16 protein-coding genes and 2 pseudogenes are annotated in these 18,287 nt (G+C 43.6%); 13 read left to right on the top strand and 5 right to left on the bottom strand.

Features of this window, described 5'->3' with window-relative positions; all coding sequences use genetic code 11:
* Positions 1 to 61: 61 nt before the first annotated feature.
* The 3 genes from ACQ4MX_RS01735 to ACQ4MX_RS01725 all read right to left on the bottom strand — a co-directional run bounded on the left by ACQ4MX_RS01735 (position 62) and on the right by ACQ4MX_RS01725 (position 2,231).
* Positions 62 to 1,255 carry an oxalate decarboxylase family bicupin gene (locus ACQ4MX_RS01735; RefSeq protein ID WP_431091236.1) on the bottom strand — a complete coding sequence of 398 codons (1,194 nt, stop codon included), beginning with the start codon at positions 1,253 to 1,255 and terminating at the stop codon, positions 62 to 64.
* A gap of 88 nt (positions 1,256 to 1,343) precedes the next feature.
* Entirely contained in the window at positions 1,344 to 1,823 is a 480-nt protein-coding gene (gene ybaK / locus ACQ4MX_RS01730) for a Cys-tRNA(Pro) deacylase (protein WP_431088967.1), read from the bottom strand.
* A gap of 81 nt (positions 1,824 to 1,904) precedes the next feature.
* Positions 1,905 to 2,231: a ribosomal protein L7/L12 gene (locus ACQ4MX_RS01725; RefSeq protein ID WP_431091235.1), complete on the bottom strand. Its 327-nt coding sequence runs from the start codon at positions 2,229 to 2,231 to the stop codon at positions 1,905 to 1,907.
* Positions 2,232 to 2,622: 391 nt separating this feature from the next.
* Here ACQ4MX_RS01725 and ACQ4MX_RS01720 point away from each other — a divergent pair, with 391 nt between their 5' ends.
* From ACQ4MX_RS01720 to aguB, 11 genes and pseudogenes are all read left to right on the top strand, one after another.
* Positions 2,623 to 3,531, top strand: coding sequence for an ROK family protein (locus ACQ4MX_RS01720; RefSeq protein WP_431091234.1), 909 nt, complete (start codon positions 2,623 to 2,625; stop codon positions 3,529 to 3,531).
* 35 nt (positions 3,532 to 3,566) lie between these two features.
* Positions 3,567 to 4,169 (top strand): DUF1349 domain-containing protein, encoded by a 603-nt coding sequence (locus ACQ4MX_RS01715; RefSeq protein WP_431088965.1) that lies wholly within the window; start codon positions 3,567 to 3,569, stop codon positions 4,167 to 4,169.
* Positions 4,170 to 4,255: 86 nt separating this feature from the next.
* Positions 4,256 to 4,344, top strand: a pseudogene (locus ACQ4MX_RS01710) (2OG-Fe(II) oxygenase); the annotation flags it as partial.
* A 448-nt stretch (positions 4,345 to 4,792) separates the two neighbouring features.
* Positions 4,793 to 6,520, top strand: coding sequence for an alpha,alpha-phosphotrehalase (gene treC / locus ACQ4MX_RS01705; RefSeq protein ID WP_431091233.1), 1,728 nt, complete (start codon positions 4,793 to 4,795; stop codon positions 6,518 to 6,520).
* 97 nt (positions 6,521 to 6,617) lie between these two features.
* Positions 6,618 to 8,570 carry a PTS system trehalose-specific EIIBC component gene (gene treP / locus ACQ4MX_RS01700; RefSeq protein WP_431088963.1) on the top strand — a complete coding sequence of 651 codons (1,953 nt, stop codon included), beginning with the start codon at positions 6,618 to 6,620 and terminating at the stop codon, positions 8,568 to 8,570.
* Positions 8,571 to 8,655: 85 nt separating this feature from the next.
* Positions 8,656 to 9,411, top strand: coding sequence for a trehalose operon repressor (gene treR / locus ACQ4MX_RS01695; protein WP_431088961.1), 756 nt, complete (start codon positions 8,656 to 8,658; stop codon positions 9,409 to 9,411).
* Between the two features lie 173 nt (positions 9,412 to 9,584).
* Positions 9,585 to 11,000, top strand: coding sequence for a glycoside hydrolase family 1 protein (locus ACQ4MX_RS01690; protein WP_431088960.1), 1,416 nt, complete (start codon positions 9,585 to 9,587; stop codon positions 10,998 to 11,000).
* A gap of 186 nt (positions 11,001 to 11,186) precedes the next feature.
* Complete coding sequence (locus tag ACQ4MX_RS01685) at positions 11,187 to 11,567, top strand: VOC family protein (RefSeq protein WP_431088958.1); 381 nt, start codon at positions 11,187 to 11,189, stop codon at positions 11,565 to 11,567.
* 208 nt (positions 11,568 to 11,775) lie between these two features.
* Positions 11,776 to 12,327: a phosphodiesterase gene (yfcE, locus tag ACQ4MX_RS01680; protein ID WP_431088957.1), complete on the top strand. Its 552-nt coding sequence runs from the start codon at positions 11,776 to 11,778 to the stop codon at positions 12,325 to 12,327.
* Between the two features lie 164 nt (positions 12,328 to 12,491).
* Positions 12,492 to 13,523 carry an agmatine deiminase family protein gene (locus ACQ4MX_RS01675; RefSeq protein ID WP_431088956.1) on the top strand — a complete coding sequence of 344 codons (1,032 nt, stop codon included), beginning with the start codon at positions 12,492 to 12,494 and terminating at the stop codon, positions 13,521 to 13,523.
* Between the two features lie 30 nt (positions 13,524 to 13,553).
* The gene (gene aguB, locus ACQ4MX_RS01670; RefSeq protein WP_134914184.1) at positions 13,554 to 14,429 is read left to right on the top strand and encodes an N-carbamoylputrescine amidase; all 876 of its coding nucleotides are present in this window, start codon (positions 13,554 to 13,556) and stop codon (positions 14,427 to 14,429) included.
* 102 nt (positions 14,430 to 14,531) lie between these two features.
* Here aguB and ACQ4MX_RS01665 read toward each other — a convergent pair whose 3' ends face one another.
* On the bottom strand, positions 14,532 to 15,101 hold the full coding sequence (locus ACQ4MX_RS01665) for a sensor histidine kinase (RefSeq protein ID WP_431088955.1): 570 nt from the start codon (positions 15,099 to 15,101) through the stop codon (positions 14,532 to 14,534).
* Positions 15,102 to 15,240: 139 nt separating this feature from the next.
* Positions 15,241 to 15,993: a response regulator transcription factor gene (locus tag ACQ4MX_RS01660; protein WP_431088954.1), complete on the bottom strand. Its 753-nt coding sequence runs from the start codon at positions 15,991 to 15,993 to the stop codon at positions 15,241 to 15,243.
* A gap of 222 nt (positions 15,994 to 16,215) precedes the next feature.
* Here ACQ4MX_RS01660 and ACQ4MX_RS01655 point away from each other — a divergent pair, with 222 nt between their 5' ends.
* Entirely contained in the window at positions 16,216 to 17,238 is a 1,023-nt protein-coding gene (locus tag ACQ4MX_RS01655; protein WP_431088952.1) for a peptidoglycan DD-metalloendopeptidase family protein, read from the top strand.
* A 41-nt stretch (positions 17,239 to 17,279) separates the two neighbouring features.
* Positions 17,280 to 18,243: pseudogene (locus ACQ4MX_RS01650) on the top strand (alpha/beta fold hydrolase).
* The last annotated feature ends 44 nt before the right edge of the window (positions 18,244 to 18,287 follow it).

Here is an 18,287-nt window from a genome sequence, read left to right as displayed (position 1 = left end):
AAATGCATGAGGATATGCTTTTTTCTGAGAGCACGGACAAGACGCACGTTCACCGGATTCTTCAGAGTTCATCCTTTGGATAAAAAGAATAACCGGGATACTTGACGACAGGCCATTTTACCTTCCGCAATTTAGAGGTCACATCGGCACCAACATGTAAATTGCTCTGAATGAGCTCTGTCGGTGTAAGTGCCATCCATTGATTCAAGGAAACATCTGCAAAACGGTCACTTTTAAATATTTCAAGAAACCATAGCGTGCTTGAGCCTGTATTTTGGATGTAATGACCGTAAGCAAAAGGTACATATCCAACATCCCCGGCTCTGAAATCAAATGTGCGCGCCGCGCCATTTCCGCCAAAAACAGTCATTCGGCCTTGCCCGGTAAGATAGTATTGCCATTCGTCATTATTGGGATGCCAGTGCATTTCTCTCATTGCACCAGGCTCAATCTCAACAAGAGCAGCCGCGATCGTTTGGGATATCGGAAAATTGGAAGAATCGACGATTCGTACGCTTCCACCCGGCGTTTTGATGGGAGACTGAGCGAGTAATTCATATTTAAAGGATTGAGGCAACGTACCATAGGGAGAAGAAACCGCTTGACTTTGGATTGAACCGGGAACGGCATCCTGATAGATATATACTTGTTCTTGAGGGATGGATGAAAAAGCAGCTTCAGGAACGCCAAAATTGGCAGACAGTACATCTTTTGGAGTATGTGCAAACCAATCGGAGATGGATAAAGTGTTCAAATCAGAGAAGCTGCCGTCATCAAAAACCAGCAAAAATTCGCAGCCTTCCTCAAGACCTTGTATTGAGTGTGGAATGCCGGGTGGAAAATACCAGAGATCACCAGGACCCACATCAGCAATAAAATTTCGTCCTTCTTGGTCGACGGCAGTAATACGGGCACTCCCCAACAGCATATAAGACCATTCCGCCTGCTGGTGCCAATGAAGTTCGCGCACGCCGCCCGGTGTCAAACTCATATTAACTCCGGCAAGAGTTGTGGCAATGGGTAGCTCCCTTACGGTTATTTCTCTTGACCATCCACCGTGATTCAACTGCATATGGGCATCTGAAAAAGAAAATCTCATGTTCGGAATGAGTCCATTATCTGTTACGGGTGGAACCAGCATGTCGGGATTTTGCAAATCCCTCATCACATCACGGGGACCCTTATCAATGCCTCCAGCACCATCACTTCTGATGGGCTGCGGCACACTGGCATTTTTCGGGGAATCATTATGCATCATTTGATCTTCCTCTCCAAGTTGAAGCTTCATCTATCTTAGAATTAGAGAAAATCCGCATAAAGATTTTATGAATTGTTGGAGGGTTTTATGCTTTCTGAGTCAGATCCGCAAACTGTGCATCAATGAGCCGGGCTAAATCCTGCGGACTTAACTCCAGTTGGGTTCCAATTTTTCCGGCGCTCACAACAATAGTTTTCAACTCTACTGCGGGTTGGTCAATAAAAGTAGGATAGAGCTTTTTCATTCCTATGGGAGAGCAGCCACCCCGGATATACCCGGTATGCTTTTGCAGTTCTTTGACTGGAAGCATTTCGATTTTCTTCTCGCCCGCTGATTTAGCTGCCTTTTTGAGATCAAGCTCTTTATGTACAGGAATCACAAAAACAAACAGATGTTGTTTGCTATGTGCAACCAACGTTTTGAAAACGGCTTCCGGGGATTTTCCAATTTTCTCAGCTACGTTCATACCATCTATTTTTCCATCCTGATGATCATAACTCAGCATGTTGTAGTTTACATTCTGTCCATCCAATATTCGCATCGCGTTTGTTTTGCTCATACTCATCTTATTTCGTCGTCCTTTCTAAAGCTCTTGCCGAGGCAATTGTTGCAATCCTATACCCCGGCAGAATCATTCTGCTCTTACTTAGAGGCGTTGCAGGTCATCTACATAGTCCTTTGCTTCCTTTAAAGAGAGGTCTTTAGCTACTCTTAGCTCTTTTATCGCCTGAATCTTTTTGCCTTCTCTAATCAGCATGAGCAGTCTTTCATTGATATCCTCCGAAACTACTGTGTCTAGCACATGTGGTGGTGCAGTAGCGGTTGGGCCAGATAGTGATATTCCCGACGTTCCAGAACGATTCTCAAGACGCTCTACATCGGATTTCAAATCATTAAGTCGAGCTTGCAAGCTGTAGACTTTGATCAAAAGTATGACGGAGATGATTAAAGCGATCAATGCTATAAATTCCATAGTTTCCACTAAAGTTCCCCCTTTTTTACTTGATTTTATCCCAGAGATGCCACACTGGAATCTGTTCAATATAAATAGTATAGCATGATGATTTACGTTATATTATCTGGAAACGCTGAATTTACATGAGTACGGAGTGGGGAATATTCTTGAACCCGTTGCTACTCCGAATCCATGGAAGGCTACGAATTGACTTTTTGCAGACAGAGCGTTATATTACAGCATATTGTAATGCTTTTAATAAGTGTCGCAAAAGGAGAGGATTCAAATACTGCCAGTCTCCAATAATGCAATCCGAGTCAAACAAATTAATGTGGAGTTAGTCAAAAACACACTGAAGTCTCTTGAATATGCCACCAAGTCATCCATAGCAAGCATAACTGGACTCAGTGTGGCAACTTGCGGCAATATTCTGAAGGAGCTTCTTCAAACCAGGGAAGTGTTAGAGACAGAGCTGGAGGAATCCAACGGTGGACGCCCGGCAAGGCGGTACAAATATAACGCCGATTATTCCTATATTCTCTGTTTAAATGTGAAAACGGAAGGCGGATTGGATTCTCTTACTTATGCAGTATCCAATTTGCTGGGCGACATCATTGTAGAGAAGACCTCGATTGTGCCTTATATTGATTATGAGGTCATAGTGAAACAAATTGGAGAACTCATTAACATCTATGGAAATGTCAAAGCGGTTGGCATTGGTATTCCCGGGGTTGTACATCAAGGGGTTATCGGTGTGTGTGATATCGACCCGCTCATAGGAATTCCTCTGGGCCCGCTGCTTTACAACAAATACGAACTGGAAATCACTATTGAAAATGATATGCATCTAACAGTTTACGGATTTTATAAAATGCAAAATTATGATGAAGACAAAACCTTCGCGATTGTTAATTTTCCCAAGGATAATTTCCCGGGAGCGGGGTTTATTGTCGACGGACACCTGTTAAAAGGAAATACCAAATTTGCGGGAGAAGTTTCTTTTTTGCCCTTTGATATGACAAGGGAAGAACAACTAAAGCAGAGCAAAAATACTCAGGGGTTCGTTCCTTTGGCTGTCAAAACGATAACTTCCATTATTGCTATTATTGATCCTGTATCTATCGCTTTGACTGGAGAATTATCCAAGCCGACTCTGTTGGACGATATTTATAACGGTTGTCTAAAAGATATACCCCAAGAACATATGCCAGAGATTTTTGTGAAAAGTGATACGAATGACGAATACATGAACGGGTTGATTTCGGTGACCCTCGAAAGTCTGACGTACAATTTGCAATTGGTGAAAAAAAGAAAATAGGGTATTGCTCCATTAAGCAAGAGAGGATGAGATCAATGACTCAAAAAGCAATTTCATGGAACGCAGGAATCTGGACTAACCCTCCTGTGTTATCCTTGCAAGAAGGCCAGTTCCTCCAAGTTGAAGCCAGCGAAGGAAGCGATTATTGGGAAAAAACCTTATATGGATTCGAACGCAGTAGTGGACATTCTCTGCTTGCAGCATGGGAGAGGGATTCTGCTATAGAGGTCACGTTTCAGTTAGGCTCATTTACTGAGCTTTATGATCAGGCAGGAATCATGCTGTATCAAGGACCAGGAAAGTGGATTAAAGCTGGCATTGAATTAAATGATGGAATTCCTCAACTGGCTGTCGTTGTCACAGACGACTATTCCGATTGGTCATTATCTCCTGTACCTGAATGGGTAGGAGATCATGTCACGATTCGCGCTTCCCGAATTCAGGATGCAGTGGTTATTAGAGCGCGAACAGATCATCATGACTGGCGCACCGTGCGTGTGGCACGTTTTCCTTACGAATCCGGGCAACAGGCTGGTCCTTTTATATGCGCGCCGACCCGGGCCGGTTTTCAAGTTACCTTTACGCGTTGGATAAGCACTGAACCGGACAACGATATTCATACAGACCCGCCCATCTAAAAATAGTCATTGGCAATCTGGCCAGAGTGTACGGAGTAACAGGATTACATCAAAAAATTAACATGTCCAAACACTACTATATTTTAAAGGCGGGAGGCTATAACTGCTTGCATCAAGATTTGTATGGTGAGGTGTTTTCCCTTTTCAGGTCGTAATTACGTTAAATCAGCGAGAGATGATCGTATTAAATGTATTTATCAGCGTGAAGCCTGAAAAAGAGAAGGAATGTTTGTAGAGTATCAATGAAATAATCAAGAATTCTCGTCTTGAAAAGGGAATTATCAGTTACGATTGAGCATTGGCAAGACGACGAGGCGATTTTGAAACACATCAATTGTAGAAGGAATTTCCTTAAGAGGTGAATATAACTCTTGAGGCAGTTTTTTTAGAATCACAAAAAAGGAGCTCCTTAGCTGGAGTTCCTTTTTTTAATATCGTTTAATCTCCACAGACCACCTGCCATCCATAGGTGTTTACTAGTCGCTGCTCAGATCGATGTGAAAAGATTTAAAGTTCGTTGACAACTTGTATATACATGTTATAATCCTGTATATACATTAGTGATTGAAAGCGCTGTACTTTGTGCTTGTAATATTTAATTTAGAGAGAAAGGAATGAGTATGATGCAAACGACAAGCAAAGGCTTGGTTCACCAAGATAAGGACTGGTGGCGCAAATCGGTGGTCTATCAGGTTTATCCCAAAAGCTTTCATGATACAACGGGCAATGGAACAGGTGACATCCGAGGACTGACGCAAAAGCTTGATTATTTACATGAGCTGGGTGTTGATATTATCTGGTTACAGCCGGTATATGTCTCCCCACAGCGTGATAACGGGTATGATGTAGCGGATTATTGCAGGATTAACCCAGATTTTGGGACTATGGAGGACTTCGAGGAATTGAGTCGGGAAATCAAGGCGCGTGGAATGCGTCTGATGATAGATATTGTGGTAAATCATTCTTCGACAGAGCATGCCTGGTTTGAGGAGGCACGACAATCAAGGGATAATGCGTACAGGGATTATTATATCTGGCGTAATCCTGCACCTGATGGCGGGCCACCTAACAACTGGAAGTCCAAATTTGGTGGGCCTGCATGGCAATATGACCCAAGGACAGATCAATATTTTCTAACTCTGTTTGACAAAACTCAGGCAGATCTTAATTGGGAGAATCCAAAGGTACGTGAGGAAGTCGTAAATCTGCTGGAATTTTGGGCTGAAAAGGGAGTCAGCGGATTCCGACTGGATGTGATTAATTTAATTTCCAAGGATCAACGATTCCTGTGTGATGATCACAGCATGGCTCCGGGTGACGGACGCAAGTACTATACGGACGGTCCACGCGTACACGAGTACATTCACGAGTTATATGAGAAGGTATTCCGTAAGTATAATAACGTGACTGTGGGGGAGATGTCCTCTACGTCGCTGGAGCACTGTATCCGTTACTCCAATCCAGAGCAAAAAGAACTGTCCATGACCTTCAATTTTCATCATTTGAAAGTAGATTATCCGAAGGGTCAGAAGTGGGAACTGATGCTCTATGATTTTGAAATGCTGAAAAGCCTATTCTCGGAATGGCAGATTGGCATCCAACAGGGAGGCGGCTGGAGTGCATTGTTCTTTAACAATCATGACCAGCCACGAGCGATCTCCCGTTTTCTGGATGATGGCGCATATCACGCCGAAAGTGCTAAGCTGCTGGCGACGACCCTTCACGGACTTCAAGGAACGCCCTATATATTCCAAGGCGAAGAGATTGGTATGGCCAATCCGAAGTGGTCAGATATCGAAGAATTCCGGGACGTGGAATCTCTGAATATGTATCGCATTTTGCAGGAGCAGGGCAAGAGCGCTGAAGAAGCATTAAATATGATCCGTGAGCGATCCCGTGATAATTCGAGAACACCAATGCAATGGGATGATAGTCCAAATGCGGGTTTCACTTCAGGTACACCCTGGATCAAGGTAGATGAACGATATCCACAGATCAATGTCCAGGCACAGTTAAAGGAACCGAACTCCATCTACCATCATTACCAAAAGCTGATCAGATTGCGCAAGACGGTGCAAGTCATTACCGATGGAAATTATCAACGACTGGATGAAGCCCATCCTAAGATATATGCCTACCAACGCAGCAATGAAAAGGAGACTCTGATCGTCATCTCTAATTTTAGCGGGCAGGAGGCTGAATTCGATTTACCTGATTCATTTTACTCACAACTACAAGCTCAGGTATTGGCTTCAGCGGAACTGTTAATTGGCAATACCGAGCAAGTGCCGGAATTAAAGCAGTCTATCACATTGTCCCCATATGCTTCCTATATGTGGCTCCTTCGTTAGACGCAGTTTATAGTGTGGCAACAACCAATAGCCCCGGGTTCCTTACTGTCATGGCGACCGGGGCTGCTACTTTATTAAAATTAAGGGAGTGAGTTAAATGCCGATTGAAAGAGCACAGGTGGAACGAATTATAGAAGCCGTTGGCGGCAAAGATAATATTGAGGCTGCTACCCATTGTGTAACCCGTCTGAGGTTCGCCCTCTATGACGACAAGCTGGTCGATAAAGATGCATTGGATCAAAATGATTTGGTCAAAGGCCAATTTTCCTCACAAGGACAGTATCAGGTCGTCATTGGGCCAGGTCTGGTTGATAAGGTGTATGACGAAATGATTGCAATTACAGGCGGCAACCGGGCTTCCAAAGATGATGTTAAAAATGCGGCCAGCAAGAAACAGAATCCGATTCAGCATGCCATCAAGACACTGGCAGATATTTTTATCCCTATACTGCCCGCCATTGTGACCGCAGGCTTACTGCTTGGAATTAATAATATTTTGACAGGCCAGGGGATTTTCTTCGAGGGAATGTCTCTGGTTCAGGTCTATCCACAATGGACTGATTTTGCTGCTATTATCAATACGATCGCCAGTACCGCCTTTACGTTCCTGCCTGCCTTGATCGGATGGTCGGCAGTTATACGGTTTGGTGGTAGCCCGTTACTCGGGATTGTACTTGGCCTGATTTTGGTTCATCCAGACTTGCTCAGTGCTTACAGTTATGCAGATGCAGTTACGAAGGGAACGGTTCCAGTATGGAATCTGTTCGGCTGGGAAGTGAACAAAATCGGTTATCAAGGCCAGGTTCTGCCGGTTCTCGTATCCGCTTACGTGTTGGCACAAATTGAAAAATTCTTGAACAAAAGAATAGCCGATTCATTTAAGCTGTTATTAGTCGCACCGATTACATTATTAATTACGGGATTTCTTGCATTTACGGTTATCGGACCGGTTACTTTTATGATCGGTAATGCGATTACGAGCGGTCTTGTATACGTTTTCGCTCTGGCTCCTGCGCTGGGAGGGCTGATTTATGGAGGTCTTTACGCGCTGCTCGTCATTACGGGAATGCACCATACTTTCTTGGCCGTAGACGTACAATTAATTGGAACACAGGGCGGTACCTTCCTATGGCCGATGCTGGCGCTTTCTAATATTGCTCAGGGTGCTGGTGCACTGGCTATGATGCTGGTATTAAAGGATCAGAAGGGCAAAGGGCTAGCCTTTACCTCATCCGTGTCTGCTTTTCTGGGTGTCACGGAACCGGCGATCTTTGGGGTAAATATCCGTTATAAATATCCATTTGTGTTCGGAATGATCGGTTCCGGTATTGCGGGTGTATTGCTAACGGTGAATCATGTCATGGCTTCTTCAATCGGTGTTGGGGGGATTCCAGGTTTCCTGTCTATTTTCCCTATGAACTGGGGCGTATTCTTCATTGGAATGTCGATCGTGTTAATTCTGCCGTTCAGCTTAACTTTAGCGTATGGCAAATTACTAAATAAGCGCCAGCAAAATAACCCGCCTGCCAAGACGGCAAATGCTTCCGCACCAAAAAGCACTAACCACAAGACCTCTGCACTCGATGTGCTTGAAGTTATGACTCCGGTGCAGGGTCGCATCGTGCCTCTGGAACAGGTTCCTGATCCGGCCTTTGCCGAGCGTCAGATGGGACAAGGCATTGCGGTCGAACCGGAAGAAGGTCGGATTTTTGCTCCTTTCAGCGGCCAAGTCATCCATATTATGACGAAAAGCAAGCATGCCCTGATTTTGGAGCATGCGACAGGTGTACAGATTCTGGTGCATGTGGGCGTTAACACTGTATCCCTAAAGGGAGAAGGATTCACTATGCACGTGGAGACAGGCCAAACCGTCGAGCAAGGACAATTACTGATGGAATTCGACCGTGATCTGATCCAAAAATCCGGATATCCGGTTATTACACCTGTAATCGTTCCGGATGGTCAAGAAATGATTGAATCGATTGAAGAATTGCCAGGCGAGGCGAATGATTTGCAATATATCTCGATGAGAATTCACTTCAAGTCATGATCTGTTTGACAAGGATTATCACAAACTTTAAAAGCATACAGGTCGCCAAAGTGAAAGAATGCTACAATAAACGTGGTGATGAAAATTGACAACGAATATATTTCTGCAAATTTATCAGGATTATGTGGAACGAATCCGGGCAGGTGAATTGGCCCCAGGCACAAAGATACTCTCTGAGAATGAATTGGCCAGGGAATATAATACTTCCCGTGAGACCGTACGTAAGGCACTTCACTTGCTTGCACAAAATGGGTATATCCATAAAATAAAAGCTAAAGGTTCCTTTGTTCTGGATATTGGGCGTATGGATTTTCCAGTTGGCGGATTGGTCAGCTTCAAAGAGATGTCCGAGCGCATCGGGCGTAAATCACGTACGATTGTGCACGAGAATCGCCTGATTCCGGCCTCAGAAGAGATTGCTGGTCATCTTGAGCTTGACAAGCATAGGCATCTTGTCTGGGAAGTGATTCGCGCGCGTATGATTGAGGACGAATCCGTAATTCTGGATAAAGACTATTTTCGATCAGACATCGTGCCTGTACTTACCAAGGAGATTAGCAGCGGATCCATTTATGAATATCTGGAGAATGAGCTTCACCTTCAAATCAGTTATGCCAAAAAAGTAGTCTCTGTAGAAGATGCAAGTGAAGAGGATCATAAGCTGATGGATCTCAAAGGCTATATTCATGTGGTAGTAGTGCGTAATTATGTTTATCTGGAAGACACTACCTTGTTCCAGTACACCGAGTCACGGCATCGGCTGGATAAATTCCAATTTGTCAACTTTGCCCGACGTGTTCACGGGGAAGAGAAAAAAACGAGTGAGAAACCCTCTCTTTAGAGACGAGGGTTTCTTTCCTGTATAAGTTGAACTCGAAAAATGCACATTAAAACGGATAAACTTTTATGAATGGGGAAAAGAATAATATAAAAAATACTTGACATGAAACGCGTTACAAAACTTAGTATTGGTATAGAAGTATTTTATAACACAATAGTAAAGGCGGAGAGAATATGAGTACACAGTTTCCAAAAGATTTCCTGTGGGGCGGAGCAGTTGCTGCTAACCAGCTCGAAGGCGCTTATCAAGAAGATGGAAAAGGTTGGTCTATTCAGGATGTAACCCCTCGTGGTGGTTGGGGACCCGTTACGGATGTACCAACAGAAGATAATATGAAGTTGATCGGTATTGATTTCTATCACAAATATAAAGAAGATATTAAACTTTTTGCAGAAATGGGTTTCAAAGTGTTCCGGACTTCCATCGCTTGGTCACGGATTTTTCCTAAAGGCGACGAACTGGAACCGAACGAACAAGGCTTGCAATTTTATGATGATTTGTTTGATGAACTTCACAAATATGGAATTGAACCACTCGTTACATTATCTCACTATGAAACACCTTTACATCTGTCCAGAGAATACGATGGTTGGGTGAACCGTAAGCTTGTTGGTTTTTATGAGCGTTATGCTACAACAGTATTTAACCGCTACAAAAATAAAGTAAAATACTGGTTGACTTTCAATGAAATCAACTCCATTCTGGAAGCTCCATTCATGAGCGGAGGCATTAGCACACCTAAAGATCAGCTTAGTGAACAAGACCTTTATCAAGCCATTCACCATGAGCTTGTTGCAAGTGCAAGAGCGGTAAAAATCGGTCATCAGATTAACCCGGATTTCAAAATTGGTTGTATGGTACTAAGCATGCCTACTTATCCGCTGACACCTAATCCAGATGATGTGATCGCTGCAATGGAGTTTGATCACAGAAACATGGCCTTTGCGGACATTCATGCAAGAGGTCAATACCCAGGCTACATGAAACGTTTCTTTAGAGAAGAAGGAATCACGATTCATTTTGAACCGGGTGATGCCGAAGATTTGAAGCATACGGTTGATTTTATCTCGTTCAGCTATTATATGAGCACTTGTGAGACAGCCGACGAAGCTAAAAAAGTCCAAGGTGAAGGTAACATCCTCGGTGGTGTCAGCAATCCGCATCTCGAGGCAAGCGAGTGGGGCTGGCAAATTGATCCGCAAGGCTTGCGTTATGTACTGAACACATTCTATGACCGCTTCCAAAAACCACTATTCATTGTTGAAAATGGTTTGGGCGCCGTTGACGAGCTGATCACCAATGAAAAAGGTGAAAAAACCGTTGAAGATGACTATCGGATCAACTATCTGAATGATCATCTGGTTCAAGTAGGGGAAGCCATTGACGACGGAGTAGAAGTTATGGGCTATACGTCTTGGGGTTGCATCGATGTTGTTAGTGCATCGACAGCTCAGCTTAAAAAACGTTATGGTTACATTTATGTAGATCGTCATGATGACGGTAGCGGCACACTTGAAAGATACCGGAAAAAATCGTTCCATTGGTACAAAGATATTATTGCCACGAATGGCCAAAGCCTTAAACGTTAATTTATAAATAAACCAGTGATTTTGTTTTAAATAACAATGAAGGCTTTATGTAGCGACCGCTTCTGCTCTTTTACGGGGAAGCGGTCGCTAATTTTTTAGGTATTAGCAACCGATTGTCAAGCTAAGTGCGTTTGAAAATGTCTTGGAAGAATTGAGCCCATAAATTAATGCAGATGGAGGAAAATAATGAAGATTGAGCATGTAGCGATCTGGGTTAGAGACTTAGAGAAAATGAAGAACTTTTATGAACAATATTTTGATGGAAAATCTAATGATAAATATTATAATGCTACAAAGGGATTTGAGTCCTATTTTATCACCTTTGAGGATGGAGCCAGGTTAGAGGTTATGCGTAAAACGGGAATAGAGCATTCACCACAGATAAATATTACTGGCTGGGCTCATGTTGCATTTTCCGTTGGAAGTAAGGCACTGGTGAATGAAAAGACAGAACGGCTCATGCATGCAGGATATGAAGTAGTGGGCCAGCCAAGATTGACAGGTGACGGCTATTATGAAAGCGTAATTAAAGATCCAGAAGGCAACTTGATAGAAATTACAATGTAAATAGTTTTCCAGCTCTATTGCTGCAGGAAACCCTTGCAAGTTAATCCGAAAAATCACGGCAGATGGGAATTAACAATAAAACTACAGCTCATTCAAAACGGGAAGAAACCCATTTTTGCACAGATTTGTTCAGGGAATAATGTAATAATGGACTTAAGAGGAATATTTTCTAAATTATAATGGCCTATTCAGAAAGGAAAGAACAATCATGAAACTGATGTGTATATCTGATATTCACGGCTCGCTTCACTGGTTGCAGCTGGCGCTGCAAAAGTTCAGGGAGGAGAAAGCCGATTGTCTTGTCCTGCTCGGAGATTATATGTACCATGGACCGCGCAATCAACTGCCGGAGGGATACAACCCAGCAGAAGTAGCTTCTTTGCTGAATCAGTACAAGCCGCATATTGCGGTGTCTGTCCGCGGGAATTGCGATGCAGAAGTGGATCAGATGCTACTTGAATTTCCGATGATGGGCGATTATGCTTTATTGTACCATGAAGGTCGGCGTATCTATGTCACGCACGGACATGGCTTTAGCATGGGGAACTTGCCACCACTGGAAACAGGGGATGTGTTCATTCAGGGACATACCCATATTCCGGTAGCGGATGTGGAAAAAGGAGTTTTCGTTCTAAATCCGGGCTCAATCTCGTTGCCAAAGGAAAACTATCCGCCATCTTACGCTTTACTGGAAGAAGCACAGTTTACAGTGAAGGATTTTGAAGGAAATACGCTTAAAGCCATCACGTTTTCAAAGTAATTACTCCCATATGAATATAAAATATTCAAAACTTTTCCGATCTGATTGAGACAAAGATCATATTATTGTATGATAGGAACGGAGTCTGTCCGTCGTTTATTAGACAACGTTTTTCAGCTACAGATAAGACTCAACATTATAATGAAGAAAGAGAGCTTCAATACATGCAAATTAAGGATTCACATTATAAGATGCCGCCTGAATGGGCACCGCATGAACGTACGTATATTTCCTGGCCTGTGCAGTCTTCCATGGTTTACCCGGATATGCATGCCGATGTATGCAAGGGCTACGCTGGAATTGTACGTGCCATGGCTGAGTTTGAACCAGTTACCGTGGTCGTAAATCCAGATGATCTGGAGAGCGTCCAGGCACTTGATCTCGGGGAACGGGTGGAACTGCTTCCAATAGAGCATAGCGATGCGTGGCTGCGCGACAACGGTCCTACTTTTCTAACGAATGAGCATGGACAGTTGGCAGGTGTGAACTGGAAGTTTAATGCCTGGGGCGGCAAATACGCTCCGTGGGACCTGGATGATCAGGTAGCGCCGCAAATTTTGGACAAGCTTGGATTACCGAGGTTTGATGCACCGCTTGTGATGGAAGGCGGCTCACTGCATGTAGACGGTGAAGGCACATTAATTACAACAGAAGAGTGTTTGCTGAATCCGAACCGCAACCCGGAATTAAGCAGGGAAGAAATCGAACGGTATGTGTGCGAATATACAGGCGTTGAGAAGATTATCTGGCTGAAACGTGGACTTAGTGGTGACGAAACGGATGGGCATGTAGACAATATTGCTTGCTTTGCTGCTCCCGGTAAGGTCATTATGCAAGTATGCGATGATCCTGGGGATGAAAATTACGAAATCACACAGGAAAACCTGCGTATTCTGGAGCAGGCAACGGATGCAAAAGGCCGCAAGCTGGAAGTGATCCAAATCGGGCAACCGCCGCGCGTGGATTATGAAGACAGCCGGTTGACGCTGAGCTATATCAACTTCTATTTTGTGAACGGCGGCATCATTTTGCCAGTGTTTGGCGGCACTGCGGCTGAAAGTGACCGCGCAGCCGAGCAGGTACTGGCAAATGTATTTCCAGACCGTACCATTCGTACGGTGGACGGCATGGCGGTTATCCGTGAAGGCGGTAACGTACACTGCACTACCCAGCAGATGCCTGCTGTGAATCAATAAATGATATAAATATCCAAGAGGAGGACTGACGTGAGAAAAGTAAAAGTAGCGGCAACCCAAATGAGCTGCTCTACCAACATTGATGAAAACATAAGCAAAGCTGAGAAGCTGGTGCGTGAAGCGGCTGCACAAGGTGCACAGATTATTTTATTGCAAGAATTGTTCGAGACTCCGTACTTCTGCCAGAAGGAAAAGTCCGATTATTTTGCATATGCAACCGAGCTGGAGCATAACAAGGCGGTTAACCATTTTAAGAAGATTGCCAAAGAATTGCAGGTTGTGCTGCCAATCAGTTTTTATGAGAAAAAAAATTACGCCCGCTACAACAGTCTTGCTGTAATTGATGCAGACGGTGAAGTGTTGGGTAAATACCGCAAGAGCCATATCCCGGACGGTCCCGGTTATGAGGAAAAGTTCTATTTTAATCCAGGCGATACCGGCTTTAAAGTATGGAATACACGATATGCCAAAATTGGAATAGGCGTTTGTTGGGATCAATGGTATCCCGAAGCTGCCCGTTGTATGGCGCTGATGGGTGCAGAAATATTGTTCTATCCAACAGCGATTGGTTCGGAACCGCAGGATTCTTCCATTGACTCCAAGGATCACTGGCAGACCTGCATGCTCGGTCATGCTGCTTCCAATTTGATGCCAGTTATTGCTTCCAACCGCATTGGAATGGAGACAGATGAGGACTCCAGTATTACGTTCTACGGCTCATCCTTTATTGCTGGGCCACAGGGTAACAAGATTGCAGAAGCTGGTCGTACCGATCAGGAAGTGCTTACTGCTGAATTTGATCTGGACGAGCTGGAAGTGGGGCGGATTGAATGGGGTATTTTCCGTGACCGCCGCCCGGAGCTATACAAAACGATTGCTACCTATGACGGTGATTTAAAAGTATAATCTTTATATGGACATAGACAAAGTACCCCTTGCCGGCAAGCCAAGGCGTTTCCCTCATTCGGATTCGCCTCGCTTTTCGGGAAGGGGATTTTTAGTTTGTGATCACAAGTTTTCATTAATGTCCTTTTCTATTCCGTTTCCAGCAACAGCTTCTTCCCAAATAAGGCGAATGACAGTGCCATTCCCCAAAGTTGTTTCCACCGTAATTTTACCACCCATGGCTTCGATCAGCCCTTTGGATATAGCCATGCCAAGTCCTGTTCCATTCACCGCCGCAGAGGTAGCGGTTCCCCGGTAGTAACGCTCAAACAATCGGTTTACTGTATTTTCATCCATTCCCGTGCCATTATCAGCGAACTGGATGGTGAGTCCTTTGCCACCTTCGCCCGGTATAACCGAGACGATAAGTACCGTATCCGGCGGATTATGCAGCAGAGCATTGGCTACCAAATTGTTAATGATTCTTTCCAGCCAAGGAGTATACAGCCTAACGGTTACGTCAAAAGAAGCGGCCTGAAACAAAATGGTTTCTTTTTTATAAAAAGGGTCGGCAGCCGCTTGCTTTAATGCGTCCTCTAGCCAGCTATTGAGTTCAATCTCCTCGGATTCTGGCGGACGGGCGCCGCTTTTTAACCGATAAGTCATCGCAAGATCATTAATCAGCATCTCCATATGTGCAGATTTCTCCAGCATTGTGCTGGAAAATTGACGAACCTCCGCCACCGTCCAATCATATTGAGGTTCAGCCAGCAGGTGCGCATAGCCTTTAATTGAAACGAGCGGTGTTTCATGGTTAGCCTCCGTTTGGTGTTCATGATCGCTGGGAGCTCTCTATTTCCGCTTGTACAAGCTTATAGCCCAGTCCCCTAACATTTACGATAAAGCTCGGGTTTGCGGGGTCAGGCTCAATTCTTTCCCGGATGCGATGAATATGAACCATGACGGTATTGTCATCACGCAGCTCTTCTTCGCTCCATACCGATTCATATAGCTCGCTTTTGCTGAAGATACGATTGGGGTTTTTACATAAGAACAGCAGTAATTGGAAGACGAGCGCCGGACAGCTTACCAGCTTTTGCTCAACGCGAAGCTCGCACGCTGCTTCATCGACCTGAAAACGCCCGTAATCATAAATAACATTCATTCTACTGGTGGGTTGCTCAGATCCAAATGGTCTGATTGCACGATTGGCTGCCAAGTAACGACGTAGCTGGGAGCGTATACGTGCCACAACTTCCAAAGGATTAAACGGCTTGGTAATATAGTCATCGCCACCAACGGCAAAACCGGTCAGTTTATCAAAATCAGATTCCCGAGCCGTAAGAAATAAGATGGGAGCATCCGTCGTTTGACGGAGAAACGGACAAATTTCGATTCCGCTGCGTCCAGGCAGAAGGACATCTAATAGGATCAGATCATATTTTTTTTCTTCACAGGCAGCAATCGCTGCTTCACCTGTCATGACCGTGTCTACATTCGTGTAGCCTTCCTTGCGGAGTACAGTCAGCAAGAGTTCAAGAATGGAGTGCTCATCATCGACAAGTAAAATTGACGCATGGTTCATGCTTGTGTTCCTTTTTCCACCGTAATCTTTCCTACCATCATATCATGCTTTCTTTAGCGTGATCTTATGATGTTGTCTTAACGAAAGCTTAATTGTGGACTGTGGTCATGGATAAGTGTTAAGACACGGTTAAAGTAGCGTTACACGTGACCTAAGAGTGGTTTGTTAGAATGAGTTAGACAAATACTATATTATGAACAAACATACTTGCGGGGGTGTGGAATGAAGAGACCAAATAGAAAGCACAGAATGAAAATCATCCACTATAGCAAAATGATATGGGTCATGGGTGCGCTTGCTGCTCTGATCACGGCATGTGGAGGAGCAAATCCGGAAGTGGCAACAAACATTCCTAAAGAAAAAACTGAAAAAACAAACACAAAGACTCAAACGTTGAAGCCTGAGGAGATCCCGGTAGAGCTTCTTGATGGCAAATATGCTGAGGTGTATGGCCACTTTAGTGATGAGTTTAAAAAGCAGGTCAGTGAAGCTGATTTTGTAAGCAAGGCTGCTGATTCTCTAAAAGGGGTAAAGTCGTTTAAGCAGGCGTCGGTCATCCAATTTAATGGCAGCGATAAGCGTACATGGATAAGCGATTCCGGGAAAATGGGACTGACCACTGTTTTTGATGAAAAGGGAGAGATATCAGGCCTTCAGGCCAAGCAACTTTCTCCTTTCCCACAAACAGATCATATCCTGACCAAAATCAAATACGATTGGCCTTTAAAAGGGGATTGGTTTATTGTCTGGGGAGGAACAAATGCACTGGTTAATTATCATTATGAATATGAAAGCCAGCGATACGCCTATGATATTATACAGAACAAGGATGGCTATTCGTATAAAGGTGATCGGCTGAAAAATGAAAGCTATTATGCCTTCGGTCAGCCCGTTCTTGCTCCAGCAAGTGGTACTGTGGTATCAGTCGTAAATCATATTCCAGATAACGAGCCTGTCGGTGTTATGAACGAGAAGGTACCTGCGGGGAATGAGGTTGTCATTGATCATGGCGGGGAGTATAGCGTGCTGGCTCACATGAAGAACGGCTCCATTAAAGTAAAGGTAGGAGATAAGGTGAAGAGCGGCGATGAAGTTGGTTTGCTTGGTAATTCAGGTAATTCTAGCGAAGCGCATCTTCATTTTCAGGTGTCAGACGGTGCGGATCTATTCAAGTCTCGTTCGATCAACATTCATTGGAAGGATGACATTGCTCCTGTACAGGGCGAGACGATAAAGGCCGAGTAACCCGCTTGGCAAATTAAATGAAACGTTAGGGAAGGAATTAAATGATGAAAAAAACGCTTTTCTTTATACTTAAATCACTAGGAATAATGCTTACAGCAATAGGGATTTTTCTGGTTATTGTTTTTACAGTTAATATTATCTGCAACCAATTGGAGAAAGGAAAAATAGAACCCTATGGTCAGCTTGTACCAGTAGATAGAAAAAATATGAATGTTTTGATCCAAGGAAAGGGCAAAGAAACGATCGTACTACTACCAGGTTATGGAACAGGAGCACCAGGTATAGATTTTAAGCCACTTGTGGAGCAGCTAACTCCATTTTACAAAGTAGTCGTGATTGAGCCTTTTGGTTATGGATTAAGTGATGTAACCGAAAAAGAACGAACCGTTGAAAATATTGTAGCTGAAATTCATGAATGTTTACAAAAATTAAATATTGACCGATACACTCTGATGGGTCACTCCATTGCCGGCATTTACGGACTAGAATATGTGAACAAATACGAAAAAGAAGTCCGTGCATTTGTTGGGATTGATAGCAGTTTTCCAACGCAAGGTGGCACGGATGATGAGTTTCCAACAGAAGCCTATAAACTGATTAAAGAATTCAGGTTTTAACAGATTGCTAATGAAACTAAATCCTGACCAACTTGTTGCACCTAAAGTAGATGATGAAACGAGAGAACAAATTAGAATAATTTCTCTCAAGAACGCGATGAATCCAAATATTATAAGCGAAGGAGAAAATTTTAAAAATAATTTTAAATCCGCCGAAAACTTTAAATTCCCTAAAAATCTTCCTGTTATATTCTTTTTACAAAAAAATAATACGGATGTTGAAGGCTGGAAACCAAAACATGAAGAACAGATAAGAGATTCTGTACATGGAAAAGTAGTGGAGCTTGAAGGAGAACATTATTTACACCATACCCAATCCAAAGAAATCGTTAAAGACTTTAGAAGCTTTATGGAAGAAGTGAAACTGAAAAAGACCCCTCCACTATGAAAAAATTTAAAGAGTCGAGCGATTCACAGAATATTGTGAATTGC

The organism is Paenibacillus sp. 8b26 (assembly GCF_050626875.1).
Classification (GTDB): domain Bacteria; phylum Bacillota; class Bacilli; order Paenibacillales; family Paenibacillaceae; genus Paenibacillus.
The sequence above is the reverse complement of the archived record's forward strand: the minus strand, read 5'-3'. Positions and strand labels throughout refer to the sequence as shown.

Bases quoted from the DNA above. Each gene is read 5' to 3' on its own strand.
- ACQ4MX_RS01735 (WP_431091236.1), bottom strand. From the start codon at position 1,255: ATGCATAATGATTCCCCGAAAAATGCCAGTGTGCCGCAGCCCATCAGA.
- ybaK (WP_431088967.1), bottom strand. From the start codon at position 1,823: ATGAGTATGAGCAAAACAAACGCGATGCGAATATTGGATGGACAGAAT.
- ACQ4MX_RS01725 (WP_431091235.1), bottom strand. From the start codon at position 2,231: ATGGAATTTATAGCATTGATCGCTTTAATCATCTCCGTCATACTTTTG.
- ACQ4MX_RS01715 (WP_431088965.1), top strand. From the start codon at position 3,567: ATGACTCAAAAAGCAATTTCATGGAACGCAGGAATCTGGACTAACCCT.
- treC (WP_431091233.1), top strand. From the start codon at position 4,793: ATGCAAACGACAAGCAAAGGCTTGGTTCACCAAGATAAGGACTGGTGG.
- treP (WP_431088963.1), top strand. From the start codon at position 6,618: ATGCCGATTGAAAGAGCACAGGTGGAACGAATTATAGAAGCCGTTGGC.
- ACQ4MX_RS01690 (WP_431088960.1), top strand. From the start codon at position 9,585: ATGAGTACACAGTTTCCAAAAGATTTCCTGTGGGGCGGAGCAGTTGCT.
- ACQ4MX_RS01685 (WP_431088958.1), top strand. From the start codon at position 11,187: ATGAAGATTGAGCATGTAGCGATCTGGGTTAGAGACTTAGAGAAAATG.
- yfcE (WP_431088957.1), top strand. From the start codon at position 11,776: ATGAAACTGATGTGTATATCTGATATTCACGGCTCGCTTCACTGGTTG.
- ACQ4MX_RS01675 (WP_431088956.1), top strand. From the start codon at position 12,492: ATGCAAATTAAGGATTCACATTATAAGATGCCGCCTGAATGGGCACCG.
- ACQ4MX_RS01665 (WP_431088955.1), bottom strand. From the start codon at position 15,101: ATGGAGATGCTGATTAATGATCTTGCGATGACTTATCGGTTAAAAAGC.
- ACQ4MX_RS01660 (WP_431088954.1), bottom strand. From the start codon at position 15,993: ATGAACCATGCGTCAATTTTACTTGTCGATGATGAGCACTCCATTCTT.
- ACQ4MX_RS01655 (WP_431088952.1), top strand. From the start codon at position 16,216: ATGAAGAGACCAAATAGAAAGCACAGAATGAAAATCATCCACTATAGC.